General features: G+C 68.3%; 24 protein-coding genes. 15 read left to right on the top strand and 9 right to left on the bottom strand.

Annotation, left to right across the window (positions count from 1 at the left end):
• Positions 1-35 precede the first annotated feature (35 nt).
• On the bottom strand, positions 36-776 hold the full coding sequence (locus AB5J62_RS34615) for a TylF/MycF/NovP-related O-methyltransferase (protein WP_370950412.1): 741 nt from the start codon (positions 774-776) through the stop codon (positions 36-38).
• Positions 777-938: 162 nt separating this feature from the next.
• Between AB5J62_RS34615 and AB5J62_RS34610 the strand changes: the two genes are divergently transcribed.
• Complete coding sequence (locus tag AB5J62_RS34610) at positions 939-2,372, top strand: MFS transporter (RefSeq protein ID WP_370944209.1); 1,434 nt, start codon at positions 939-941, stop codon at positions 2,370-2,372.
• Between the two features lie 6 nt (positions 2,373-2,378).
• Here the strand turns inward: AB5J62_RS34610 and AB5J62_RS34605 are convergent, their stop codons facing one another.
• Complete coding sequence (locus AB5J62_RS34605; protein WP_370944208.1) at positions 2,379-2,756, bottom strand: hypothetical protein; 378 nt, start codon at positions 2,754-2,756, stop codon at positions 2,379-2,381.
• 95 nt (positions 2,757-2,851) lie between these two features.
• On the opposite strand from AB5J62_RS34605, the gene AB5J62_RS34600 reads away from it, so the two are divergent.
• The 10 genes from AB5J62_RS34600 to AB5J62_RS34555 all read left to right on the top strand — a co-directional run bounded on the left by AB5J62_RS34600 (position 2,852) and on the right by AB5J62_RS34555 (position 11,249).
• Positions 2,852-3,304 (top strand): hypothetical protein, encoded by a 453-nt coding sequence (locus tag AB5J62_RS34600; protein WP_370944207.1) that lies wholly within the window; start codon positions 2,852-2,854, stop codon positions 3,302-3,304.
• A 449-nt stretch (positions 3,305-3,753) separates the two neighbouring features.
• The gene (gene atpB, locus AB5J62_RS34595; protein WP_370944206.1) at positions 3,754-4,545 is read left to right on the top strand and encodes a F0F1 ATP synthase subunit A; all 792 of its coding nucleotides are present in this window, start codon (positions 3,754-3,756) and stop codon (positions 4,543-4,545) included.
• A 58-nt stretch (positions 4,546-4,603) separates the two neighbouring features.
• Positions 4,604-4,867 carry an ATP F0F1 synthase subunit C gene (locus AB5J62_RS34590; protein ID WP_370944205.1) on the top strand — a complete coding sequence of 88 codons (264 nt, stop codon included), beginning with the start codon at positions 4,604-4,606 and terminating at the stop codon, positions 4,865-4,867.
• Between the two features lie 28 nt (positions 4,868-4,895).
• Positions 4,896-5,453 (top strand): F0F1 ATP synthase subunit B, encoded by a 558-nt coding sequence (locus AB5J62_RS34585; RefSeq protein WP_370944204.1) that lies wholly within the window; start codon positions 4,896-4,898, stop codon positions 5,451-5,453.
• Between the two features lie 6 nt (positions 5,454-5,459).
• A complete protein-coding gene (locus AB5J62_RS34580) occupies positions 5,460-6,263 on the top strand; it encodes a F0F1 ATP synthase subunit delta (RefSeq protein ID WP_370944203.1) in 804 nt (267 codons plus the stop codon).
• Positions 6,264-6,324: 61 nt separating this feature from the next.
• Entirely contained in the window at positions 6,325-7,965 is a 1,641-nt protein-coding gene (atpA, locus tag AB5J62_RS34575) for a F0F1 ATP synthase subunit alpha (protein WP_370944202.1), read from the top strand.
• 11 nt (positions 7,966-7,976) lie between these two features.
• A complete protein-coding gene (locus tag AB5J62_RS34570) occupies positions 7,977-8,885 on the top strand; it encodes a F0F1 ATP synthase subunit gamma (RefSeq protein WP_370944201.1) in 909 nt (302 codons plus the stop codon).
• Positions 8,885-10,309, top strand: coding sequence for a F0F1 ATP synthase subunit beta (atpD, locus tag AB5J62_RS34565; protein WP_370944200.1), 1,425 nt, complete (start codon positions 8,885-8,887; stop codon positions 10,307-10,309). The genes AB5J62_RS34570 and atpD overlap by 1 nt, the downstream gene beginning before the upstream one ends.
• Before the next feature lie 114 nt (positions 10,310-10,423).
• Positions 10,424-10,789 (top strand): F0F1 ATP synthase subunit epsilon, encoded by a 366-nt coding sequence (locus AB5J62_RS34560; protein ID WP_370944199.1) that lies wholly within the window; start codon positions 10,424-10,426, stop codon positions 10,787-10,789.
• 25 nt (positions 10,790-10,814) lie between these two features.
• Positions 10,815-11,249, top strand: coding sequence for a DUF2550 domain-containing protein (locus AB5J62_RS34555; protein ID WP_091289528.1), 435 nt, complete (start codon positions 10,815-10,817; stop codon positions 11,247-11,249).
• 1 nt (position 11,250) lies between these two features.
• Here the strand turns inward: AB5J62_RS34555 and AB5J62_RS34550 are convergent, their stop codons facing one another.
• Entirely contained in the window at positions 11,251-12,123 is an 873-nt protein-coding gene (locus AB5J62_RS34550; protein WP_370944198.1) for a LysR family transcriptional regulator, read from the bottom strand.
• Positions 12,124-12,204: 81 nt separating this feature from the next.
• On the opposite strand from AB5J62_RS34550, the gene AB5J62_RS34545 reads away from it, so the two are divergent.
• Positions 12,205-13,104 (top strand): DMT family transporter, encoded by a 900-nt coding sequence (locus AB5J62_RS34545; RefSeq protein ID WP_370944197.1) that lies wholly within the window; start codon positions 12,205-12,207, stop codon positions 13,102-13,104.
• Here the strand turns inward: AB5J62_RS34545 and AB5J62_RS34540 are convergent.
• Positions 13,101-13,679: a cob(I)yrinic acid a,c-diamide adenosyltransferase gene (locus tag AB5J62_RS34540; RefSeq protein WP_370944196.1), complete on the bottom strand. Its 579-nt coding sequence runs from the start codon at positions 13,677-13,679 to the stop codon at positions 13,101-13,103. The genes AB5J62_RS34545 and AB5J62_RS34540 overlap by 4 nt on opposite strands.
• 61 nt (positions 13,680-13,740) lie before the next feature.
• Between AB5J62_RS34540 and murA the strand changes: the two genes are divergently transcribed.
• On the top strand, positions 13,741-15,015 hold the full coding sequence (gene murA, locus AB5J62_RS34535) for a UDP-N-acetylglucosamine 1-carboxyvinyltransferase (protein ID WP_370944195.1): 1,275 nt from the start codon (positions 13,741-13,743) through the stop codon (positions 15,013-15,015).
• 42 nt (positions 15,016-15,057) lie between these two features.
• Here the strand turns inward: murA and AB5J62_RS34530 are convergent, their stop codons facing one another.
• From AB5J62_RS34530 to AB5J62_RS34515, 4 genes are read right to left on the bottom strand one after another with little or no spacing between them, the layout of a single operon-like run.
• Entirely contained in the window at positions 15,058-15,642 is a 585-nt protein-coding gene (locus AB5J62_RS34530; RefSeq protein WP_370944194.1) for an LPXTG cell wall anchor domain-containing protein, read from the bottom strand.
• A gap of 57 nt (positions 15,643-15,699) precedes the next feature.
• A complete protein-coding gene (locus AB5J62_RS34525; protein ID WP_370944193.1) occupies positions 15,700-16,314 on the bottom strand; it encodes a LysE family translocator in 615 nt (204 codons plus the stop codon).
• A gap of 9 nt (positions 16,315-16,323) precedes the next feature.
• Positions 16,324-16,950 carry a LysE family translocator gene (locus AB5J62_RS34520; protein WP_370944192.1) on the bottom strand — a complete coding sequence of 209 codons (627 nt, stop codon included), beginning with the start codon at positions 16,948-16,950 and terminating at the stop codon, positions 16,324-16,326.
• Positions 16,951-16,999: 49 nt separating this feature from the next.
• Entirely contained in the window at positions 17,000-17,704 is a 705-nt protein-coding gene (locus tag AB5J62_RS34515) for a TetR/AcrR family transcriptional regulator (RefSeq protein ID WP_370944191.1), read from the bottom strand.
• A 167-nt stretch (positions 17,705-17,871) separates the two neighbouring features.
• Between AB5J62_RS34515 and AB5J62_RS34510 the strand changes: the two genes are divergently transcribed.
• Positions 17,872-18,966 (top strand): DUF418 domain-containing protein, encoded by a 1,095-nt coding sequence (locus tag AB5J62_RS34510; protein WP_370944190.1) that lies wholly within the window; start codon positions 17,872-17,874, stop codon positions 18,964-18,966.
• Between the two features lie 124 nt (positions 18,967-19,090).
• On the top strand, positions 19,091-21,112 hold the full coding sequence (locus AB5J62_RS34505; RefSeq protein WP_370944189.1) for a protein meaA: 2,022 nt from the start codon (positions 19,091-19,093) through the stop codon (positions 21,110-21,112).
• Here the strand turns inward: AB5J62_RS34505 and AB5J62_RS34500 are convergent.
• Entirely contained in the window at positions 21,109-21,639 is a 531-nt protein-coding gene (locus tag AB5J62_RS34500) for a cysteine hydrolase family protein (protein WP_370944188.1), read from the bottom strand. The genes AB5J62_RS34505 and AB5J62_RS34500 overlap by 4 nt on opposite strands.
• Between the last annotated feature and the right edge of the window lie 8 nt (positions 21,640-21,647).

Here is a 21,647-nt window from a genome sequence, read left to right as displayed (position 1 = left end):
TGAGTGGTACGGCCGGTTAGAACCGGCCGTACCACTCACGACCTTCGCCAGTAGATGCCGCCGTTGCCGCCGGGGATCTGCTCGATCGGCTCGGCTTCGAGGCCGTGCTCGGCGCGGTATTCGTGCACGGCCTCCCGGCACTGCGGGATCAGGTAGTCGTCGACGATGACGTAGCCACCGACGGAAACCTTGGGATACAGGTGAACCAGAGTGTCCCTTGTGGACTCGTAGAGGTCGCCGTCGAGCCGGAGCACCGCGATCCGGTCGATCGGCGCGGCGGGCAGGCTGTCGCGGAACCAGCCCGGCAGGAACCGGACGCCATGGTCGAGTAGGTCGTACTTCGCGAAGTTGGCGCGGACGGCGGCCTCGGAAACACCGACCGCGTCATTCAGCCGGTGGAATTCGTATTGCCGGTCATTCGGGTGGCCGTCTTCGCCGATCACCGGAAAACCTTCGAACGAGTCGGCCACCCAAACCGTCCGATCGTCGATTCCGTGTGCCTTCAGATAGCCGCGCGCGAAAATGCAGGCACCGCCGCGCCACACCCCGGCTTCCACGAAATCGCCGGGCACCTCGTCGGCGACGACTTGGTCGAGGCAGGATTCAATGGTTTCGAGCCCGACGACCCCGATCATCGTGTGCGCCGCGCTCGGCCAGTCGTGCCCTGATCGCCTCACGTCATCGTCGTATCCCTTGGGTTCCTGTCCCAATAAGGGAAGCGGAGGGTCCTCGTAGATGAGGTTGGTCAACGCCCGCTTCAACAGGTCCAAGTACATCACGCTCGTTCCCCACCCTTACGTCGGTATTTCCATCAGCCTAGGCACGGTGCGAGATTTCGAGAACCCTGTCCGCGCGAGCATTTGTTCAGGCGCGACCAGGTCGAATTCGAGGGCGCCCGTGTGAAAATTGGTCACGACCCAGGCCAAGGAGAATCGCGAATGGCAGAATCAGCAGAGAGCACGCTCGCGCCGCCGGAGCGATCTCCCGGCGCACCGGCGCGGTCGCGGGCGGCGGTGCTCGCCGTGTTGTTCGCGACCGAGTTCGTGGTGGTGCTGGCGGCGTCGAGCTTCATTCCCGCGCTGCCGCAGATCCAAGCGGGGCTGGGCATTTCGGCGGCCTGGGGTGCCTGGATCCTGACCGGCTCGTACGTCGCCGGGGTGATGACCGGGCCGATGGTCGGGCGGTTGATCGACCTCTATGACAAGCGCGTGATCTGGCTGGCCTTGCTGGGGATCAGCGTGACGGGCATGCTGCTGGCCGGTGCCGCGGTGTCGGCGTGGATGCTCGCGCTGGGGCACCTGCTGTACGGCATCGGGTCGGGACTGCTCGTCACGGTCATGCAGGGCGCGATCTCACAGTTGTTGGACCGCAAGCACATCGCGGCCGCCTTCGGCTGGCAGGCGGCGGTCGGCGCGATCGCGGGCATGGCCGGGCTGGTCGTCGCCGGGCCGATCATCGAGGCGCTGTCGTACCACTGGCTCTACTGGATCCCCGCGGCCGCGGTCGCCGTGCTGGCGGTGGTCGCCTTCGCGATCATGCCGTCGCTGCCGTCGATGGTCACCGCGGCGGACCGGCGGATCGACTGGGCGGGCATCGGCCTGATCTCACTCGCGCTGCTCGCCGTGATGCTGGGGCTGACCGAGGGCCCGGCGTGGGGCTGGGGATCGGCGCCGACGCTGGCGCTGCTCGCGGGCGGCGTCGTCGCGTTCGCCTTGTTCGTGCGGGTGGAACTGCGTCACGAACAGCCCGCGATCGATCTGCGCCTCGGCGGCAAGCCGATGGCGGTCGCGATCACGCTGATCGCGCTGTACCACGGCGTCAACGCGATCAACGACCTGCTGGTGCCGACGATGGGGTCGGCGCCGGAGTCCACCGGATACGGACTGGGCCTGTCGACCACGGTCGTCGGGACGCTGATGATCACGAGCACCGCGGGGTTCATGCTCGGCCCGCTGGCCGGTGGGCTGGAACGCCGCTGGGGCGCTCGCGCGATGCTGCTCGCCTCCGGCTGCTCGCTGGTGACCGGGTCGCTGCTGCTGGTGATCGCGACGGCCACGCACAGCATGATCGCGATCGCGCTGAGCAGTCTTTGCTACGGCGCCTCGCTGGGACTGGGCGGTCCTCCGCTGTCGGTCATCGTGATCGACAGGGCGGGCCCGGCCCGTATCGGCAGCGCGCTCGCCCTGTCCGGCACCGCCTACGCGGCCGCGCGGGCGCTCGGCACCCAGGTGGTCGCCGCGCTCCTCGCCAGCGGCACCATCCAGGGCACCCAGCTGCCCACGACCACCACCTTGGCCTTCGCGCTCGCCTTGGTGGCGGTGCTGAGCGTCGCGGCCGTGTGCATCGGCCTGCTGATTCCCCGCAGGCGGTGACCTCGGTCAGAGCGGTACGGACTTGCCGCAGGTGGTCTCGGTCTCGTCGCGGCAGAGTTTCGCCCGCACCTCGGGGTACCAGCCCGCGGCCAGGTAATCGATTTTCGTGGACGCGGCGCCGCACACGGTGGCTTCCCGGTGATATCTCAGGAAGCCCGGCCGGCCGGGAACGATCCCGCCCGGCTCGCCGATCCACAGCGAGTGACAGTTCGTGTCCGTGTTGGACAGTTCACCTCGCAGCTGGGTGTGCGGGACCGCCTTGCCGGACACCGAGGCGGTCTCGAACGAGAGCGAGAACGGGTATTCGACGTCCGCGGACGCCGGGGTGGACAAGCTCGCCAAGGCCACGCCCGCGAGCAATGCGCTGAACAGTGTTCGCTTCATGGTCGAAGCGAACCAGCGGCGCGAACCGCCGTCAGCGGCCGAACGGGCAGGCAGCCGGTCCGCCCGCCGGGCGGCGCCGGTCCTACACTGGCCGGGTGAGTGAATCCGCCGACACCGCAGAGCAGCCGAACCCGCACGCAGAGTCGGTACTGAAGCTGGCCGCGGCCATGCAGAAGGCGACGCTGCAGTTCGGTGGCGTCGTCGCTCTCGTCGCGGCGATCACCTTCACCGTCCTTTACGGAACCTCGGGTCTGCTCGGCTCCGTCGTCGGCTCCGCCGTCGCGATCGTCTCGGCGCTGGGTACCACCGCCATGATGCGCAAGACGGCGAACCTGCCCGTGTCCTTCATGATGGTCGTCGCGCTCGGTGGCTACGCGGTCAAGATCATGATCGTGTTCGGCGTGATGTTCGCGCTGCGCGGAGTTGACGCACTCCACACCGAATCACTCGCGTTCACCATGCTCGCGGTCATCCTGGTCGCCGCCTTCGCGGAGTTCCGCGCGTTCAAGAACACCAAGATCCCGACGCTGATCATCGAGTCCAAGTAGGTCCCAAGTAGGCCGGACGGCCCAGGGCGTGTTTCCCGGCTCAGGCACGCGATAGCCGCGCCCAGGTCGTCCCTGGCGGCACCGCGCCATCGCCCGAGTACGACCCGGTACGAGGGCGATACCACGGCGCCACCAGGAACAACCTGGATCACGACTCTCGCGCGCCTGATCCGGCAAACGCGCCCTAGGAGTACGCCTGTACGGCGTCGAAACCCCTGCTGGTATGGTCCGCGGTGTGGAGGCGGGTACCTTTGCCGCGCTCCCGATGGCGAACCCCGAACAGCAGCGTGGCGACCGTGTTGGCTCGTCCCTTGTCTGCATTCCGGACGCTCGTCACGGGAGAGGCAGCCCCCTCCGGGTGCCCGCGCAGTGTCGGGTACGTTAAGTCCAGATCGTGACGATTCCCCCGGCGGAGTGAACGCCGGCCGGGAGAACCGGAAGGAGCCCAGTTGGGCGCGCTGGTAGTAGCCGAGGGTGAGAAGTTCGTACCGCCGAGTGCGAGGGATTTCGAGCTTCCGCCGATCTTCGGCGACGGCACATTTGTCACCAAGCCGATGGTGCTCATCGTCCTGTCGGTGGTCATTGTCGCCGCATTCTTCCTGATTTCTTCGCGCAAGCTGAAGGTCGTTCCGGGCAAGGGCCAGTTCATGGCCGAGTCGGTCTACGACTTCGGGCGCAACAACATCGCGCGTGAGCAGATCGGGGCGAAGGACTTCAAGCCCTTCGTGCCGCTGATCCTCACCATCTTCTGCTTCATTCTGGTGAACAACCTGTTCGGGCTCATCCCGTTCATCCAGTTCCCCACCATGTCGCACTTCGGCTTCCCGCTGGCGATCTCGCTGATCGTCGTCTACCCGCTCTACCACTTCGTCGGCTTCCGGCGCCACGGTTTCAGCGGGTACCTGAAGAACCAGCTGATCCCGCCGGGCGCACCGGGATTCATTCTCCCGCTGCTGATCCCGATCGAGTTCCTGCAGAAGTTCGTCCTGAACCCGCTCACGCTGGCACTGCGTGTTTTCGCGGCCATGTTCTCGGGTCACCTCCTGCTCGCGGTCTTCACGCTCGGCGGGTCGTACCTGCTTACCGAGGCGGCCGGACCGCTGAAGCCGGTGTCGATCGTCGGTTTCGCGATGGCCATCGCGATGACGTTCTTGGAAGCTTTGATCCAGGTTCTCCAGGCGTACATCTTCGCGTTGCTTTCCGCCAACTACATCGGCGCCGCGCTGGCCGCCGACCACTAGGTAAACCCGTAGACCCCCGATCCGCCCCACGGCGGACCGATTTGAAAGGGAATTGCAAGTGAGCAACATTCTTCTGGCGCAGCAGGCCGCTGAGACCGCCGCTCAGGCCGTCGACATCAACAAGGGCCTCGCCGCCATCGGTTACGGCCTGGGCGCCATCGGCCCCGGTATCGGTGTCGGTCTGATCTTCTCGGCCGTCATCAACGGTTCGGCCCGTCAGCCGGAGGCCCAGGGCAAGCTGCTCGGCCTCGCGTGGACCACCTTCGCCATCGTCGAGGTCCTCGCGCTGATCGGTATCGTCATGTTCTTCCTGGCCTCCTGATTTCACCCTCATCGCGTAGGGAGACCCTGTGCTGAACACCGAATTGGTCCTCGCGGCCGAGGAAAAGATCAACCCGATCATTCCTCACCCCGAGGAAATCGTCATCGGTCTCATCGCCTTCCTGATCCTGTTCTTCTTGATCAAGAAGTTCGTGGCTCCTCGCTTCGAGACGCTCTACCAGGAGCGCACCGAGAAGATCGAGGGCGGGATCGCCAAGGCCGAGCAGGCTCAGGCCAAGGCCGAAGCGGCGCTGGAGAAGTACAACGCGCAGCTGGCCGACGCCCGTACCGAGGCGGCGAAGATCCGCGACGACGCCCGGCAGGAAGCCGAAGTCATCAAGGCGGAGCTGCGTGCCGAGGCGCAGGCGGAGTCCGAGCGCATCGTCGCTCAGGGCCACGCCCAGCTGCAGGCACAGAAGCAGCAGATCGTCGCCGAGCTGCGTGCCGAACTCGGCCGCAACGCCGTCGAGCTGGCCAGCCGCATCGTCGGTGAGTCGCTCGAGGACGAGGTGCGCCGCCGGGGCACGGTCGACCGGTTCCTCGCCGAGCTCGAAACCAGTGCCGCTGCTACCGGAGCGGGGAAGTAGAACCAGATGACGCTGCATGCTGCGAGCCGCGAAGCGCTCGGCCTCGCTGAGACCCGTCTCAGCGAGGTTCTGGCGGACGCGGGTACCGACGCCGCCACCGTCGGCGACGAGCTGCTCTCGGTCGTCGACCTGCTCGACAGGGAGATCACCCTGCGCAGGGCCGTCAGCGACGCCTCCTCCTCGGAGGAGTCGCGCAAGGCGCTGCTCAGGTCCGTGCTGGCGGGCAAGATCTCCGAGCCGACACTGCAGGTGCTCGACACCGTGGCCGGCAGCCGGTGGTCCAACCCCCGTGAGCTGGTCGACGGTGCGGAGGCCATCGGCCGGTCCGCGCTGCTCACCAGCGCCGAGAAGAGCGGAACGCTCGACGCCGTCGAGGGCCAGCTGTTCCAGGTGGCCCGTATCGTGGCAGGTAGCCCGGAGCTCGAGCAGGCGCTGGCCGATCAGACGGCGCCCGCCGACGCCAAGCGGAACCTGGTTCGCGGCCTGTTCGCGGACAAGGTGAACGTCGTCGCCAAGACCCTCGTCGAGGCGACGGTGCTGCGCGGCAAGGCACTCGGCGACCTGGTCGAACTGGCTGCGGAGCGCCGCGAGCGGTCCGTCGCCCACGTGACCAGCGCGAGCGCGCTGTCCGACGAGCAGAAGGCCCAGCTGGCCGAGAAGCTCACGCGCATTTACGGGCGGGCCATCGCGCTGCACGTCGAGGTCGACGAGAAGCTCGGCGGCGGCCTCGTCGTCCGGGTGGGCGAAGAGGTCATCGACGGCAGCGTCGCTGGGCAGCTCGAAGCGCTGCGCAAGCGGCTGGCCGGCTGACCCGGCGTCGGCAACCACAGACTTTTGACACTGGTAAGAACGAAGCGAGAGCGGGAACGAAATGGCGGAGCTGACGATCTCCTCGGATGAGATCCGCAGTGCGATCGAGAACTACGTCTCGAGTTACGCCCCGGATGTAAGCCGGGAAGAGGTCGGCGTCGTCCTGGACGCCGGTGACGGCATCGCCCACGTCGGGGGCCTGCCCTCGGCCATGGCCAACGAGCTGCTCGAGTTCCCCGGCGGGGTGCTCGGCGTCGCGCTGAACCTGGAGCAGCGCTCCATCGGTGCCGCGATCCTGGGTGACTTCGAGACGGTCGAAGAGGGCCAGCAGGTCAAGCGGACCGGTCAGGTCCTCTCGGTCCCGGTCGGCGACGGCTACCTCGGCCGCGTGGTCAACCCGCTCGGCGCGCCGATCGACGGCCTCGGCGAGATCGAGACCACCGACCGCCGCCCGCTGGAGGTCAAGGCCGCTTCGGTGGTCGAGCGCCAGCCGGTGTCGGAGCCGCTGCAGACCGGTATCACCGCGATCGACGCGATGACCCCGATCGGCCGTGGCCAGCGTCAGCTGATCATCGGTGACCGCAAGACCGGCAAGACGGCGGTCGCGGTCGACACGATCATCAACCAGAAGGCCAACTGGGAGACCGGCGACCCGCAGAAGCAGGTTCGCTGCATCTACGTCGCGGTCGGCCAGAAGGGCTCCACGATCGCCTCGGTCAAGAAGTCGCTCGAGGACGCGGGCGCGATGGAGTACACCACCATCGTCGCCGCCCCGGCTTCCGACTCCGCGGGCTTCAAGTGGATCGCCCCCTACACCGGCTCGGCCATCGGCCAGCACTGGATGTTCGAGGGCAAGCACGTCCTCATCGTGTTCGACGACCTGACCAAGCAGGCCGACGCCTACCGCGCGATCTCGCTGCTGCTGCGCCGCCCGCCGGGCCGCGAGGCGTTCCCCGGCGACGTCTTCTACTTGCACTCCCGTCTCCTCGAGCGGTGTGCCAAGCTCTCCGACGAGCTGGGCGCGGGCTCGCTGACCGGGCTGCCGATCATCGAGACGAAGGCCAACGACGTGTCGGCCTACATCCCGACGAACGTCATCTCGATCACCGACGGCCAGTGCTTCTTCCAGTCCGACCTGTTCAACGCCGGTCAGCGCCCGGCCATCGACGTGGGTATCTCGGTCTCCCGAGTCGGTGGTGCCGCGCAGGTCAAGGCGATGAAGTCGGTCGCGGGCTCGCTCCGTATCGACCTGTCGCAGTACCGCGAGCTGGAGGCGTTCGCCGCCTTCGCCTCGGACCTCGACGACGCCTCCAAGGCGCAGCTCGAGCGTGGTGCCCGCCTGTACGAGGTGCTCAAGCAGCCGCAGTACTCCCCGATCCCGGTCGAGGAGCAGGTCGTCACGGTGTACCTCGGCACGAACGGTCACTACGACTCGGTCCCGACCGAGGACGTGCGCCGCTTCAACCACGAGCTCGCCGACTCCCTGCGCCGTCGCCACGCGAACCTGCTGGCCGACATCCGCGACAGCGGCAAGTTCTCGGACGAGACCGCCAAGGCGATCGTCGACGCGTCCGAGGAGTTCAAGAAGGAGTTCACCACCTCCGAGGGCAAGCCCCTGGTCGAGGCCGGTGCCGACGCGATGGACGCCGACAAGGTCGGGCACGAGACCGTCAAGGTCAACAAGCCCGCGCCGAAGAAGTGAGCTGGTAGCTCATGGCCGCACAACTCCGTGAACTCCGGTCGCGCATCAAGGCGACCAAGTCGATCGGCAAGATCACCAAGGCGATGGAGCTCATCGCCACCTCGCGCATCACGAAGGCGCGTGCCAAGGTGGCCGCTTCCCGTCCGTACAGCGACGAGATCACCAACGTGCTCTCGGCGCTGGCGAGCGGCGCGTCCACCTTGGACCACCCGCTGCTGACGGAACGGCCGAACCCGACGCGGGCCGCCGTGCTGGTCGTGACCAGTGACAAGGGGCAGTGCGGTGGTTACAACTCCAACGTGCTGAGGCAGACCGAAGAGCTGCTCGCCCTGCTGCGCGAAGAGGGCAAGGAGCCGAAGGTCTACATCGTCGGCAACAAGGGGCTGAGCTACTACCGGTTCCGTGGCCGTCCCGTCGTCGACAGCTGGACGGGTTTCTCCGACCAGCCCGGGTACGTCAACGCGGTCGCGGCCGGTGAGGCACTCGTCGAGTCCTTCCTGGCCGAGACCGAGGGCGTGGACGAGATCCACGTCGTGTACACCGAGTTCGTGTCGATGCTGACCCAGCGTCCGGTCGCGAAGCGGGTCGCGCCGCTCGAGGTCGAGTACACCGAGGAGGCGGAGCAGACCCAGGCCGGTCTGCTGCCGACCTACGAGTTCGAGCCCAGTGCCGAGAAGCTGCTGGGCGCGCTGCTGCCGAAGTACATCAACACGCGGATCTACGCGGCGTTGCTGGAATCGGCCGCGTCCGAGCTCGCCGCCCGCCGTACCGCCATGAAGGCGGCGTCGGACAACGCGAACGAACTGGTGGGCACGCTGACGCGGGAGATGAACCAGGCCCGTCAGGCGCAGATCACCCAGGAGATCTCAGAAATCGTCGGTGGCGCGAACGCGCTCGCCGCAGCAGGAAGTGATGACTGATGACCAGTACTGAAGCCCGTGCCAAGGGGCGCATCGTCTCGGTGACCGGCCCGGTCGTCGACGTCGAATTCCCGCGCGGTTCCGTTCCCGACCAGTTCAACGCGCTCAAGGTCGAGATCGAGTTCGAGCAGCTCCGCAAGACCGTGACCCTCGAGGTCGCCAGCCACCTCGGTGACAACCTCGTGCGCACCATCTCGCTCCAGCCGCAGGACGGCCTGGTGCGTGGCGCCGAGGTCACCGACACCGGCGGCCCCATCACCGTGCCCGTGGGTGACAAGGTCAAGGGTCACGTCTACAACGCGCTCGGCGAGTGCCTCGACACCCCCGGCTACGGCGACGACCTGGAGCGGTGGGGCATCCACCGCAACCCGCCGTCGTTCGACCAGCTCGAGGGCAAGACCCAGATGCTGGAGACCGGCCTCAAGGTCGTCGACCTGCTGACCCCGTACGTGCAGGGTGGCAAGATCGGCCTGTTCGGCGGTGCCGGCGTCGGCAAGACGGTGCTGATCAAGGAGATGATCACCCGTGTCGCCCGTAACTTCGGTGGCACCTCGGTGTTCGCCGGTGTCGGCGAGCGCACCCGTGAGGGCAACGACCTCTTCCTGGAGATGAGCGAAGACGGCGTCATCAACGACACCGCGCTCATCTTCGGCCAGATGGACGAGCCGCCGGGCACGCGTATGCGCGTCGCACTGTCCGCGCTGACCATGGCGGAGTACTTCCGCGATGTGCAGAACCAGGACGTGCTGCTGTTCATCGACAACATCTTCCGGTTCACCCAGGCGGGTTCCGAGGTGTCGACCCTGCTGGGCCGCATGCCTTCCGCGGTGGGTTACCAGCCGACGCTGGCCGACGAGATGGGTCAGCTCCAGGAGCGGATCACCTCGACCAAGGGCCGTTCGATCACCTCGATGCAGGCGATCTACGTCCCCGCGGACGACTACACCGACCCGGCCCCGGCCGCGACGTTCGCCCACCTGGACGCCACCACCGAGCTTTCGCGTGGTGTCTTCCAGAAGGGCATCTTCCCGGCGGTCGACCCGCTGGCGTCGACGTCCACCATCCTCGACCCGGCCATCGTCGGTGAGGAGCACTACCGCGTCGCGTCCGAGGTCATCCGGATCCTCCAGAAGTACAAGGAGCTCCAGGACATCATCGCGATCCTCGGTATGGACGAGCTGTCCGAAGAGGACAAGCTGACCGTCCAGCGCGCCCGCCGGATCGAGCGTTTCCTCTCCCAGAACATGCTGGTCGCGGAGGCGTTCACCCAGATCCCGGGCTCGACCGTGCCGCTGGCCGAGACGATCGAGTCGTTCGACCGCATCGCCAAGGGTGACTTCGACCACTACCCGGAGCAGGCGTTCCTGGGTATCGGTGGCCTCGAAGACCTCGAGAAGAAGTACAAGGAAATCACCAAGAAGTGATTTCGGTGGCGGCGGGGTTCCGGGTGTCCTTTGTGGACCCGGGCCCCGTCGTTCTCGTAACTGGACTTGGAACTATTACACTCGGTTGTAGCGCCCGAGTTGAAGGAGTGCGACGTGGCTGAGATCGCTGTCGAGCTGGTGGCCGTCGAACGCCGTCTGTGGTCGGGCACGGCCTCGTTCGTGGTGGCCCAGACCACCGAGGGTGAGATCGGCATCCTGCCCGGTCACGAGCCCGTGCTGGGTCAGCTCGTCGAGGGTGGCGTGGTGAAGGTGACCACCACGGACGGTGAGACGGTGTGCGCCGCGGTGCACGGCGGTTTCCTGTCGGTGACGGCCACCGGGGTCAGCATCCTCGCCGAGAGCGCCGAGCTGTCGGACGAGATCGACGTGGCGGAGGCCAAGGCCGCGCTTTCGGGTGCGGACGAGGCCGAACGAGCCAGGGCCGCCGCGAGGCTTCGCGCCGCCGGCCAGTCGGTCTAGAGCGAGCGACGGGCAGGAGCCGGACGTGGCGATCACACTGGTTGTCCTGGGGCTCCTGCTCGTGCTCGTCGTAGTGGCGCTGTGGTACTCGCTGCGGTGGGTACGCATGCGCCGTGGCGGCGGCGTCAGTGTCGCGCTGCGCTGGAGCCCCGATTCGGCTCGCGCGGGCTGGCATCTGGGGCTCGGCCGCTATGAAGGTGAGTCTTTCGCCTGGTACCGGGTCTGGAGCCTGCGTACCGGCCCCGATCGCGTCTTCGAACGCGACGCGCTGGAAATCGCCGACCGCCGTGACCCGTCCGGCTCGGAGGCGTACGCCGTCCCCGCCGGCTCGACCGTGCTGCGGTGCGAGTCCGACACCCAGGAAGCCATCGAGATCGCGATGGGCCCCGGCGCGCTGACCGGCTTCCTCTCGTGGCTCGAATCGGCCCCTCCCGGGCACCGCATCCGCCGCGCCAGCTGACCTACCGCACGAGCCCTTCGAGCACCTCCACGGTCCGCTGAGCGGCCGGGTGGTCGGCCACTGACTTCTTCACCGCGACGCTGATCGTCCGCACCGGCGTCGGTGACACCACGGCCACGGTCGCCAGCGTCTCCGGCAGCTCGCCGATGCCGAGCGACGGCACCACGGTCAGCCCGATCCCGGTCGCCACGAAGGCCATCGCCGTGCGGTAGTCGTGGGTCTCCACCACGAAGCCCGGCGAGAACCCGGCCTGCGCGCAGGCGTTCAGCAGCACCTGGCGGCACGGACCTTGCCGATGGTCGTTGTCCACCCAGTGCCGCGTGGCGAGGTCCGCGAGCGCCACCTCGCCGGCCCCGGCCAGCGGATCGTCGGCGCGGACGACGGCGAGGTACGGGTCCTCGGCGAGGCGTCGCACGTCGACCGCGCCGGAGTGCTCGGTGCCGGTCTCCTCGACGAAGATGTCGATGTCCGGGTCCCCGGGGGAGAACTCCGACAGCCGCAGATTCAGCCGTAGCTCGGGGAATTCGGCGCGCAGTGTCGCGACGGTCGGCGCCAGCCAGGCCGCGCCCGCCGAGCCGAAGTAGCCGATCGAGAGGCTGCCCACCCGACCCGCGCGCAGGTCGCCGACGATCTGCTCGACCCGGCCGAACGCCGCGAACACCGCGTCGGCCTCGTCGGCGAGTGTCCGCGCGGCGGCGGTGGCCTCGATGCCGCGGCCGGAGCGTTCGAACAAGCGCAGGCCGGTCTCCCGCTGCAGCGTGGTGAGCTGCTGGCTCACCGCTGAGGGGGTGTAGCCGAGCGCGGTGGCGCTCGCGCGGATCGAACCTGTCGCTATCACGGCCCGCAGCACGCGGAGCCGGGGAAGGTCCAGCATGCTTCAACTGTACGGCAGAGCTTAATAATAGGGTAGTAATCATCGCTTGTGCTGTACGGATGACGGCGTGACGATGGCTGGGTGAGTACGACTCTGGAATTCATCCGGCAGGAAGCCCCGAAGAAGGGCTTGGGTAAGACCTCCGCCGCGGCTGGTCTCGCGGTGGTGCTGTGGGCGTCGTCGTTCGTCGCGATCCGCGGTATCGGGCACGCGCTGTCCCCGGCGCCACTGGCACTGCTCCGGCTCGGCGTCGCGGCCGTGACGCTCACCGTGTTCGTCGCGGTCAAGCGTGGCATCCGGGTTCGCTTGTCCCGCAAGGCTTTCCTGCTGATCGCGGGATACGCGGTGCTGTGGCTCGCCGGGTACACCGTCGCGCTCAACGCGGCCGAGCGGCACGTCGACGCGGGCACCGCGTCGTTGCTGGTGAACCTCGCGCCGCTGCTGGTCGCCTTGACCGCCGGGAAGTTCCTCGGCGAAGGCGTCTCCCGCTGGCTCGTCGTCGGCTCGCTGGTGGCGCTCGCGGGCGCCGCGCTCATCGCGGCGGGCGCGTCCGCGCAACGCGACTGGGGCGGCGTGCTGCTGTGCCTGCTGGCCGCCGTGCTCTACGCGGCGGGCGTGATGATCCAGAAGGTCGCGCTGCGGCACGCCGACGGGCTCACCGCGATCTGGCTCGGCAGTGTCGTGGCCACCGTGGTTCTGCTGCCTTGGCTGCCGCGGCTGATCGGCGAGCTGGACACGGCTCCGGCCGGTGCCGTGTTCAGCGCCGCCTACCTCGGTGTGTTCCCGACGGCGATCGGGTTCGTCGCGTGGGCGTACGCGTTGCGCCGCACGGACGCGAGCCGGTTGTCGGCGGTGACCTACGCGGTGCCCGCCGTGTCGGTGCTGCTGTCCTGGCTGATCCTCGCCGAGATCCCGGCACCGCTGGGACTGCTCGGCGGCGTGCTCTGCCTGGTCGGCGTCGCGATCTCCCGGCGGCGCTAGCGCGCCTCGGCGCCACCGGGGGTCCAGAGGATGTCGCCGTCCGGGTTCGCCAGCCGCGACAGGATGAACAGCAGGTCCGACAGCCGGTTCAGGTACTTCACCGCGAGCGAGTTCGTGCGCTCGGCGTCGTCTTCCATCAGCGCCCAGCCGGACCGCTCCGCGCGCCGCGCGACCGTGCGCGCCTGGTGCAGGAAGGCCGCGCCCGGCGTGCCGCCGGGCAGGATGAACGAGGTGAGCTTCGGGACGCGCTCGTTGAACGTGTCGCACCATTCCTCGAGCCGGGTGATGTACGGCTCGGTGATGCGCAGCGGCGGGTACGGCGGGTCGGGGACCACGGGGGAGCACAGGTCCGCGCCCACGTCGAAGAGGTCGTTCTGGATGGACCTCAGCACCGCGACGACGTCCTTGGGCAGCGAGCCGAGCGCGAGTGCGAGGCCGATCACCGAGTTCGCCTCGTCGACGTCGGCGTACGCGGCGAGGCGCACGGAGGTCTTGGGCACACGCGAACCGTCACCGAGCGCGGTCGTGCCGTTGTCGCCGACCTTGGTGTACACACGATTGATCCGAACGGGCATGAGACGACACTACCGCCCCTGCCGGAAGGCAAAACCAGGCGAGAAGGCATGATTGGCCCCCATGAGCGAGCACTTCGACGTCCATGGCGGGGCCCGGTTGGTCGGCGAGGTAGAGGTCGTCGGCGCCAAGAACAGCGTGCTCAAACTGATGGCGGCGGCCTTGCTGGCCGAGGGCACGACGACCATCACCAACTGCCCCCAGATCCTCGACGTCCCCCTGATGGCGGACGTACTGCGCAGTGTCGGCTGCGAGGTCGTCATCGACGGCGGCACGGCCACCATCACCACCCCGGCGGAGCTGTCGCACCGCGCCGACTCGGCCGCGATGGGCAAGCTGCGCGCGTCCGTCTGCGTGCTGGGCCCGCTGGTCGGGCGGCTGAAGAAGGCCATCGTCGCGCTGCCGGGCGGCGACGCGATCGGCCAGCGCCCGCTGGACATGCACCAGAGCGGCCTGCGCAAGCTGGGCGCCACCACGACCATCGAGCACGGCTGTGTCGTCGCCGACGCGGAGACGTTGCAGGGCGCGCAGGTCTGGCTCGACTTCCCGAGTGTCGGCGCCACCGAGAACATCCTGATGGCGGCCGTGCTCGCCGAGGGCACCACGGTCATCGACAACGCCGCGCGCGAGCCCGAGATCGTCGACATCTGCACGATGCTCACCGAGATGGGCGCCAAGATCGAAGGCGCGGGCACCTCGACGCTGACCGTGCACGGCGTGGAGACGCTGCACCCGACCGAGCACCGCGTCATCGGCGACCGGATCGTCGGCGCGACCTGGGCGTTCGCCGCGGTGATGACCCGAGGCGACCTGACGGTCACCGGCGTCAACCCGCACCACCTCGACCTCGTGCTCGAGAAGCTGCGTCACGCGGGCGCCGAGATCACCACCTTCGACGAGAAGGGCTTCCGCGTCGTCCAGCACGACCGGCCGAAGTCGGTCGACTTCGTCACGCTGCCCTACCCGGGCTTCGCGACGGACCTGCAGCCGTTCGCGGTCGCGCTCTCCGCGGTCTCCGAGGGCACCGCGATGATCACGGAGAACCTTTACGAGGCCCGGTTCCGCTTCATCGAGGAGATGATGCGCCTGTCGGCCGACGCGCGCACCGACGGCCACCACGCCGTCGTCCGCGGTGTCGAGCAGCTCTCCAGCGCGCCGGTGTGGGCGTCGGACATCCGCGCCGGCGCCGGACTGGTGCTGGCCGGGCTGTGCGCGGACAGCGTCACCGAGGTGTGGGACGTCTTCCACATCGACCGCGGCTACCCGCACTTCGTGGAGAACCTGAACCGCCTCGGCGCGCAGATCCAGCGCGTCGCGGGCGACCCCGACCGCGCCTGAAGCCTCGTGAGTGGTACGGCCGGTTCTAACCGGTCATACCACTCACGACCTCTGGCGACGGCGCCGGACCACGAGCAAGGCCGCACCACCCGCGCCGAGCAGGCCGAGCCCGGCCAGCAACGGCAGTTCGAGGTCGAACCCGGTGTGCGCCAACGGTTGCGCGCGCTCGGTCGCGACGTCGGCCGGCGAGACGGCCGCCAGCACGAGCGGCGGAGCCTCGGGAGCCGGAGTGGAAAGAGTCTTTCCAGGAGCGGTCTTGCCTGGCGCACACCCGGGGTGTGCCGGATTGCCGCGGCCGACGCCGTGGTCGGCGTCGCATTCGTAGCCCGCGTTGGCGTCCGAGTTGCCGGGGAGCTGGCCGCGCGGGTTCTTGTCGGCCGCCTTGCCGACACAGCCGGCGCACGGCTTGCCCTTGGCCTGACCACCGCCGTTGCCGTTCGCGGAAGCCTTGCCATCGCGGGTGGAGTCGTACGGGCCGTGCGCGTTCGCGCCCCGTGTGTCCGATGTGGACTTTGGATTCCTGGCGTGCGCGTCGGCGTTCGGATTCCCGCCTTTGTCGGCCCAGGCCGGGCCGGTGAACAGCAGCATGGCCAGCAACACGGCGAGTGCGCCGGTCTTCGCCTTCATGACGCCTCCAACTTCAGCCCTCAGGCAGGATCGGCGCCGCTGTGACCGGCGTTACATTCAGTGATCCAGCACCAACGCCGCGCCGAAGCCCACGAGCGCGGTCCCGGTGACGCCGTCGAGCGCCCGCCGCACCTTGCGCTTGCCGAGCCAGCCGCGCACCCGCTGCACGAAGAACACGAGCACGAGCTGCCACAGCGTCGCCATCACCGCGACGGTGCCCGCCAGCAGCAACGCCTCGCCGACACTGAACGAAGGCGCGAGGAACTGCGGCAGCATCGACACGTAGAACACGAGCACCTTCGGGTTGGTCAGGTTGCACAGCAACCCTTGGCGCCAATACCGGCCGCCGCCCGCCCGAGCGGGTTCGAGCGCGCGGTAGTCGCCGCGCCAAGCGCCGATCAGCGCGCGGACGCCCAGATAACCGAGATACGCCGCGCCCGCCCAGCGCAGCGTGAGGAACACCGGTTCGGAACGGGTGATCAGCGCGCTCAGCCCGAGCGCGGCCGCCACACCCTGCGCCAGGTTCCCGGCGCCGATGCCGACGCTCGCCAGCACCCCGCCCCGCGCACCACCCGCCAGCGAACTCTTGAGCACCACCGCGGTGTCCGGACCGGGCACCGCGAGCACCAGAAGCACGAAAAGGACGTAACCGCCGTACAAACCCCAGGTCATGGGGCCACGTTAACCCTCGAGTGCCAGCGCCGCACCGAATCCCACGAGCGCGGTGCCGGTGACGCCGTCGAGTGTGCGGCGTACCTTGCGCTTGCCGAGCCAGGCGCGCACCCGGTGGATGAAGAACATCAGCACCAGCAGCCACGCCATGCCCAGCACGGCGACGGTGTAGGCGAGCAGCAGCGCGTCCCAGGTCGACGTCGTCGCCGGGTCGAGGAACTGCGGTAGCACCGACAGGTACAGCACCAGCACCTTCGGGTTGGTGATGTTCGACAGGAAGCCTTCGCGGAAGCGGCGGAAACCCTTGGCACGGCTGCGTCCCGCGTCGTCGAGGCCGGTGTAGTCACCGCGCCACGCGCCGCGCAGCGCCTGGAAACCGAGGAACGCCAGGTACGCCGCGCCGACCCACTTGAGCGTGAGGAAGACGGGCTGCGACCTGGCGATGACGACACCGAGGCCGAGCGCGGCGGCGCTGCCTTGCACGGCGTTGCCGACGAAGATGCCGGAGCTCGCCAGCAGCCCGCCGCGCCAGCCACCCGCGAGCGAATTCTTCAGCACGACCATGGTGTCCGGGCCGGGCGCCAGCACGATCAGCACGACGATCAGCAGATAGCTGCCGTAAACACTCCAAGCCACAGCTTTCGACAGTAGACGGCGGTGCCGGGTGAAAGCTCGCGGATTTCCGTCACAGTGCCTGGGCGATGGCGTTCGCGGTCCCGTCGAGCAGCCGCTCCAGGCCGAACGCGTAGTCGTCGGCCGGTGTCTGGAACGTGGGTGAGGCGAACAGTTTCGCGGTCTCGGGGAAGCGTTCGGGATCGATGAGCTTCGCGAGCGCCATGCCGTAGCGCCGTTCCTCCTCGATCCGGTCCTCGCCCAGTTCCTGGAACAGCAGCGCGGTGTTGCGGTTGTAGCCGCTGAACAGCATCAGCGTGCCGACCTTCGCGGGCCAGTCCAGCCCGGTGTCACGCAGCACGCCCAGCGCGCGCTCCATCCACGCGATCTGGTGCGGCCCGGACGGCGGGCCGGCGACCGGCACCTGCGGCAGCCACGGCCGTCGCTGGTAGACGTCCAATTCCGCGTACGCCCACAGCGTGAGGCCCTCGCGCCAGCTCGCGTCCGGCGAGATCTCGGGCGGCGGCCCGAGCGCGAAGTCGCGCATGAGCACCAGCAGTTCGTCCTTCGAACCCACGTAGCGATAAAGCGACATGGGTGTGACGCCGAGTTCCTTCGCGACCTTGGGCAGCGTCACGCCCGACAGCCCGTCGCGGTCCGCCAGGTCGACGGCGGCGCCGACCACGCGTGCCACATCCAGCTCGGCGGGCCGCCCCAGCCGGGACTCCAGCGGCACTCCCCAGAGCCTGCGCAGCTGGTCTGGCAGGTCGTCGGTCATCGCATCCCCCTTCGAAGGTGGTTGCAGTATGTCGCATCGATATAGTATAACTCATATAGTTTATGTCATACGCAAAGTTTGGGGGAACTCATGACGGTTCACACGGCCACTCGTGGCCCGGTTCAACGCATCGAGCGGGCCTTGGCGCCCGACCTGGCGCGCGGGGGATGCTGCTGTTCATCGCGGTGGCGAACGCGCTCGGCTGCGTCGCGGGCGGCATGCCCGGTTATGTCCCGTCGACGTCCGGCGTCGACCGCGGGCTCGACTTCTTCATGTTCACGTTCGTGCACAGCCGCGCGTATCCGGTCTTCGCGGTGATGTTCGGCTATGGCCTCGTGCAACTCGCCCGCCGCCAGGAGCGGGCAGGCGCCGAACCGGGCCAAGTGCGTTCGGTACTACTGCGCCGCAACGCCTGGCTGGTCGGTTTTGGCTTGGTGCATGGGGTTTTGCTCTACTTCGGTGACTTCCTCGGCGCGTACGGCCTGGTCGGCATCGTCGCGACGCTCTTGCTGCTGCGGCGCGGCGACCGCGTTTACCGGTTCGTCCCGTGGATCTGGGGTTTGGAACTCGTCTACGCGCTCGTGTTGTTCGTGATCACGCTGACCGGGGTCACCGCCGGCACCGCGAGCGTCCCGGTCGAGCAGGTCGGCTCGCTGGTCGCGCCGGACTACGCGACTTCGGTGCTCGACCGGCTCGCCGAGTGGCCGACGCACACCGCGACCGTGCTGGGCTTCATCCTCATCGTCTGGCTCGGCATGTGGGCGGCGCGCAAGCGTTTGCTGGAGGACCCGGCGAGCCACCGCGTGCTGCTGCGCCGCGTCGCGGCGGGCGGCCTGGGTATCGCGGTCGCCGGCGGCCTGCCGATCGCCATGGTCGGCGCCGGGCTGCTTTCGGTCGACGAGTCGTCCGCCTCGGCGATGCTGATGCTGCACGGCGTGAGCGGCATGTTCGCGGGCCCCGGTTATGTCGCGCTGTTCGGCCTGCTCGCGCTGCGGCTCACCAAGCCGGGCCCGTTCGTGGGCTCGATCGCCGCGCTGGGCCAGCGTTCGCTGTCGGGTTACCTGCTCCAGTCGGTCGTGTGGCTGCTGGCGCTGGCGCCGTTCACGCTCGCGCTGGGCACCCGCTTCGGCAGCCCGACGGTCACGGCGATCCTGCTCGCCGTCGTCGTGTGGCTGGCGAGCGTGTTCGCGGCGGGCAAGCTCGGCTCACGGCCGGGTCCCGCGGAGTTCGTGCTGCGGAGGCTGACCTACGGCCGCCGGTGAGTCACCGTCCCCCGGCCTCCTGGGGGTGGCCGGGGGACACCGGACGTGTTCGATTCCACTGGGTCGGGCATGTTACCGGCGGGTATAGTCGACGAATCGTGCTGTGCCGAGCCGGGAGGTTCACGTGCCCTATCCAACGGATCGCGAGCGGGACCGGCCGTGGGTTATGCGCACCTACGCGGGCCATTCGTCGGCGAAGGCGTCGAACGAGCTGTACCGCCGCAACCTCGCCAAAGGCCAGACCGGGCTTTCGGTCGCCTTCGACCTGCCGACGCAGACCGGCTACGACGCCGACCACCAGCTGTCCAAGGGCGAGGTCGGCAAGGTCGGCGTCCCGATCGCGCACATCGGTGACATGACGCGGCTGTTCAACGGCATCCCGCTGGCCGAGGCCAACACCTCGATGACCATCAACGCGCCCGCGATGTGGCTGCTCGCCCTATACGTCAGCGTCGCCGAAGACCAGGCGAAGGCCGAGGGCCGCCCGGTCGACGAGGTCCTCGCGAAGCTCACCGGGACGACGCAGAACGACATCATCAAGGAGTACCTGTCCAGGGGTACCTACATCTTCCCGCCGGGGCCGAGCCTGCGGCTGATCACCGACATGATCGCCTGGACCGTGCACCACGTCCCCAAGTGGAACCCGATCAACATCTGCAGCTACCACCTGCAGGAGGCGGGCGCGACGCCGACGCAGGAGGTCGCGTACGCGCTGTGCACCGCCATCGCCGTGCTCGACGCCGTCCGCGACTCCGGTCAGGTCGAGCCGGGTGACATGGCCAAGGTGGTCGCCCGCATCTCCTTCTTCGTCAACGCCGGTGTCCGGTTCGTCGAGGAGATGTCCAAGATGCGCGCGTTCACCGCGCTCTGGGACGAGATCACCCGCGAGCGCTACGGAGTGACCGACGCGAAGGCCCGCCGTCTGCGCTACGGCGTGCAGGTCAACTCGCTCGGGCTGACCGAGGCGCAGCCGGAGAACAACGTCCAGCGCATCGTGCTGGAGATGCTCGCCGTCTCGCTCTCGCGCGGCGCGCGGGCGCGCGCGATCCAGCTGCCCGCGTGGAACGAGGCGCTCGGCCTGCCTCGGCCGTGGGACCAGCAGTGGGCGCTGCGGATGCAGCAGGTGCTCGCGTTCGAGACCGATCTGCTCGAGTACGAGGACATCTTCGACGGCTCGCACGTCATCCAGGCCAAGGTCGACGAGATCATGACCGGCGCCCGCGAGGAGATCGCGCGCGTGCAGGATCTCGGCGGCGCGGTCGCCGCGGTCGAGAGCGGCTACATGAAGTCCCAGCTCGTGACCTCGCTCGCCGAATACCGCCGTGGCGTCGAGAACGGCGAGCGGATCCTGGTCGGTGTCAACAAGTTCGACACCACCGAGCCCAGCCCGCTGCAGGCCGAGGGTGCCAAGGCCATCGAGACGATCGACCCGGCGGTGGAGAAGGAAGCCGTCGCGGCGATCGAGGAATGGCGCAACCAGCGTGACGGCGACCTCGTCGAGCGTTCGCTGGAGAACCTGAAGGCCACGGCCAAGACGACGGACAACCTCTTCGAGGCGACGCTGGCGTGCGCGCGTGCCGGAGTCACCACCGGCGAATGGTCGGGCGCGCTGCGCGAGGTGTTCGGCGAATACCGGGCGCCGACCGGGGTTTCGGCCTCGGCCATGACCGGCGGCGGCAACGCCGAACTGCTGCGCGTGCGCGACCGCGTCAAGGCGACCAACGAGGAAATGGGCGAACGGCTGCGGATCCTGGTCGGCAAGCCGGGACTCGACGGTCACTCGAACGGCGCCGAGCAGGTCGCCGTGCGCGCGCGTGACGTCGGGTTCGAGGTCGTCTACCAGGGCATCCGGCTGACCCCGGAGCAGATCGTCGCGGCCGCCGTGCAGGAAGGCGTGCACGTCGTCGGGCTTTCAGTGCTGTCGGGATCGCACTTGGAGGTCGTGCCGCAGGTGGTCGACGGGCTGCGCGCCGCCGGCGCGGGTGACGTGCCGGTGATCGTCGGCGGGATCATCCCGCCCGACGACGCGAAGCTGCTGACGGACCGCGGGATCGCGCGGGTGTTCACGCCCAAGGACTACGAGCTGACCGACATCATGGACGGCATCGTGAGCCTGGTCCGCGAACGGCACGGCTTGCGGCCTTAGGCCAAAATCTCCTTCGTGGACAGCACTTCGGCGAAGCCGCCGCCCCGTAAGTTGGTCGCGGTGGCTTCGCTGAGCTGGTCGGCGGTGAGGCCTTCCAGGTCGAACGTGTACGTCGCGTCGAGCGCGAAAGTGACGTCGTAGCCCAGGTTTCCGCCGACGCGGGCCGTGGTCTCGCAGCACATGTTCGTCTGGATGCCCGCGATCACGAAGCTCGTGATGCCGCGCGTCTTCAGCCAGCCGTCGAGGTCGACGTCGCCGTGGAACGCCGAGTTCACCTTCTTGCCGAACACCAGGTCCGCGCGCACACCGTCCAGAATGGACTGGAAGTCGTTGCCTTCCTGGCCTGGCCGCAGCGGTGAATCCGGCTTGGCGGAATCGTGGTGCACCAACACGATCGGCTGCCTGCGCGCCTGCCACGCGTCGAGCAACGCCTTGATGTTCGCCTCGGCGCCGGGGTTGCCGCGCTTGCCCCAGAACGGGTCGTCGAAGCCTTTTTGCACGTCGATCACGATCAATGCGGTGGTCATGAACCCAG

This window comes from Amycolatopsis sp. cg5, assembly GCF_041346955.1.
In the GTDB taxonomy this organism is placed as follows: Bacteria; Actinomycetota; Actinomycetes; order Mycobacteriales; family Pseudonocardiaceae; genus Amycolatopsis.
This window is presented reverse-complemented; position numbering and strand designations above follow the sequence as displayed.

What these genes read in the sequence shown, in the direction of transcription:
- AB5J62_RS34500 (WP_370944188.1), bottom strand. Translation starts at nt 21,639, where the DNA reads ATGACCACCGCATTGATCGTGATCGACGTGCAAAAAGGCTTCGACGAC.
- AB5J62_RS34525 (WP_370944193.1), bottom strand. Translation starts at nt 16,314, where the DNA reads ATGACCTGGGGTTTGTACGGCGGTTACGTCCTTTTCGTGCTTCTGGTG.
- atpA (WP_370944202.1), top strand. Translation starts at nt 6,325, where the DNA reads ATGGCGGAGCTGACGATCTCCTCGGATGAGATCCGCAGTGCGATCGAG.
- AB5J62_RS34540 (WP_370944196.1), bottom strand. Translation starts at nt 13,679, where the DNA reads ATGCCCGTTCGGATCAATCGTGTGTACACCAAGGTCGGCGACAACGGC.
- AB5J62_RS34615 (WP_370950412.1), bottom strand. Translation starts at nt 776, where the DNA reads ATGTACTTGGACCTGTTGAAGCGGGCGTTGACCAACCTCATCTACGAG.
- AB5J62_RS34550 (WP_370944198.1), bottom strand. Translation starts at nt 12,123, where the DNA reads ATGCTGGACCTTCCCCGGCTCCGCGTGCTGCGGGCCGTGATAGCGACA.
- AB5J62_RS34510 (WP_370944190.1), top strand. Translation starts at nt 17,872, where the DNA reads ATGCTGCTGTTCATCGCGGTGGCGAACGCGCTCGGCTGCGTCGCGGGC.
- AB5J62_RS34530 (WP_370944194.1), bottom strand. Translation starts at nt 15,642, where the DNA reads ATGAAGGCGAAGACCGGCGCACTCGCCGTGTTGCTGGCCATGCTGCTG.
- AB5J62_RS34580 (WP_370944203.1), top strand. Translation starts at nt 5,460, where the DNA reads ATGACGCTGCATGCTGCGAGCCGCGAAGCGCTCGGCCTCGCTGAGACC.
- murA (WP_370944195.1), top strand. Translation starts at nt 13,741, where the DNA reads ATGAGCGAGCACTTCGACGTCCATGGCGGGGCCCGGTTGGTCGGCGAG.
- AB5J62_RS34605 (WP_370944208.1), bottom strand. Translation starts at nt 2,756, where the DNA reads ATGAAGCGAACACTGTTCAGCGCATTGCTCGCGGGCGTGGCCTTGGCG.
- AB5J62_RS34610 (WP_370944209.1), top strand. Translation starts at nt 939, where the DNA reads ATGGCAGAATCAGCAGAGAGCACGCTCGCGCCGCCGGAGCGATCTCCC.
- AB5J62_RS34570 (WP_370944201.1), top strand. Translation starts at nt 7,977, where the DNA reads ATGGCCGCACAACTCCGTGAACTCCGGTCGCGCATCAAGGCGACCAAG.
- atpD (WP_370944200.1), top strand. Translation starts at nt 8,885, where the DNA reads ATGACCAGTACTGAAGCCCGTGCCAAGGGGCGCATCGTCTCGGTGACC.
- AB5J62_RS34515 (WP_370944191.1), bottom strand. Translation starts at nt 17,704, where the DNA reads ATGACCGACGACCTGCCAGACCAGCTGCGCAGGCTCTGGGGAGTGCCG.